Genomic DNA, 1,691 nt, shown 5'->3' with positions numbered 1-1,691 from the left:
CTGGACGCGCCCGTGGACGCGCCGGCGGACGCGCCGGTGGACGCGCCGGCGGCTGAGGCCGCGCATCTGGTGGGCGGCACCGCGCCGAACCCCGACCAGCCCTGCTTGACCACCCACGGCCTGGGGACGGCGCGCGGGATGCCGAAGGTCTGGTCGAACCCGTCGCTGCCGCACGGCGTCGCCCGGCGCAGGTGGCCGAGGATGGTGGCCCTGACCCTGGGGGCGGCCGTGTCGAGGAGGTAGCGGTAGGTCCGCACGATGTCGTACGCGCTGAGCGAGGTGTAGCCCCAGAAGCCCGGCTTGGAGGCGGGCGGCGGGCTGGTGTCGGCCAGGCCGAGCTTGCGCGCCGTCCGCGTGATGATCGCACCCTTGCCGGCGCGGGACCAGAACGCGGTTGCCGCGTGGTCGTCACTGGAGCGCAGCATCGCCTTGAGCAGCCGGGCGTCGGCCGCGGGGACGGTCCTGCGCCGTTCCAGGTAGTCGATGGCGATCAGGATCTTGACCACCGAGGCGGAGCGGAACCTCCGGTGAGCGTTGCGGGCCGCGGTGACCCGCCCGCCCGTGCCTGCCTTCCTGTCGAAGACCACCCATGCGGCCGTGGTGCCCACGGGCACGCGCGGCGGTTTCGCGGCGCGGGAGTCCGGCGACGCGAGGGAGCGGTCCGGCACAGTCGCCGCGGCGGGCCCGCAGAGGCATCCGGCCACGAGGGGTAAGGCGGCTGCCATGGCAGCCCACAAGTTCGTACGCATCCGACATACCTACCAGATCGCTACCAGACCTTGACCGGCCCAAACCTTGACGCTGCCACACAAGCGGGTATAAACACAGATGAAACCAAAACGAAACGGCGGTGAATCAACATCATGTACGCCGAGGAGCGGCAGCAGGAGATCCTTCGCCGGGCCCGGACGGCCGGCCGGGTCGACGTTGTGACGCTGGCGGAAGACCTCGACGTGACCACGGAGACGATCCGCCGCGACCTCACGGCGCTGGAACGGGCGGGCGTGCTGCGACGGGTGCACGGAGGGGCGATCCCCGTGGAACGGCTCGGCTTCGAGCCCGGGCTCTCCGCCCGCGACGAGGTGATGACGGCGGAGAAGGAGCGCATCGGCAAGGCCGCGCTGGCAGAGCTGCCCGAGGACGGCTCCGTGATCATCGACGCGGGCACCACCACGGGCCGGCTCGTGCAGGTCCTCCCCGTCGACCGGGAGCTCACCGTCGTGGTCAACTCCCCGCCGCTGGCCATCACGCTCGCCGCGCGCGCCAACCTGAACGTCATCCTGCTCGGCGGACGCCTGCGAGGCCGGACGCTGGCCACGGTCGACGACTGGGCGCTGCAGCCCCTGTCGCAGCTACACGTGGACGTGGCGTTCATGGCGACGAACGGCTGCTCGATCGCCAAGGGCCTGACCACGCCGGACCCGGCGGAGGCGGCCATCAAGCGGGCGATGGTCAGGGCCGCGCAGCGCAGCGTGCTGCTGGCCGACCACACCAAGTTCACCAACACGTACCTGGCCAGGTTCGCGGAGCTGCGCGAGATCGACGTCGTGATCACGGATACGGGCGTGGACCCCGCGCTGGCCGCCGACCTGGCGGCGGCGGGCCCCGAGGTGGTGCGGGCATGACCGGCCACGAGCGCACCCGCCGCACCTGCCACGACCGGCCGGTCGACCGGCGACCGGCCGACGAGC

The 1,691-nt window shown here is 72.2% G+C and carries 1 protein-coding gene and 1 pseudogene; one reads left to right on the top strand and one right to left on the bottom strand.

Annotated features, from left to right (window positions below):
• Positions 1-614 (bottom strand): annotated as a pseudogene (locus tag DQW85_RS10380) (class A beta-lactamase-related serine hydrolase); the annotation flags it as partial.
• Positions 615-863: 249 nt separating this feature from the next.
• Here DQW85_RS10380 and DQW85_RS10375 point away from each other — a divergent pair.
• Positions 864-1,625, top strand: coding sequence for a DeoR/GlpR family DNA-binding transcription regulator (locus DQW85_RS10375; RefSeq protein WP_113700139.1), 762 nt, complete (start codon positions 864-866; stop codon positions 1,623-1,625).
• Positions 1,626-1,691 lie beyond the last annotated feature (66 nt).

Source organism: Nonomuraea lactucae (genome assembly GCF_003313395.1).
GTDB lineage: Bacteria > Actinomycetota > Actinomycetes > Streptosporangiales > Streptosporangiaceae > Nonomuraea > Nonomuraea lactucae.
Note: the sequence above shows the minus strand (reverse complement) of the source record. Positions and strands in the feature narration are given on the sequence as shown.

Excerpts from the sequence above, each read along its gene's own strand:
- DQW85_RS10375 (WP_113700139.1), top strand. The coding sequence starts at position 864 with ATGTACGCCGAGGAGCGGCAGCAGGAGATCCTTCGCCGGGCCCGGACG.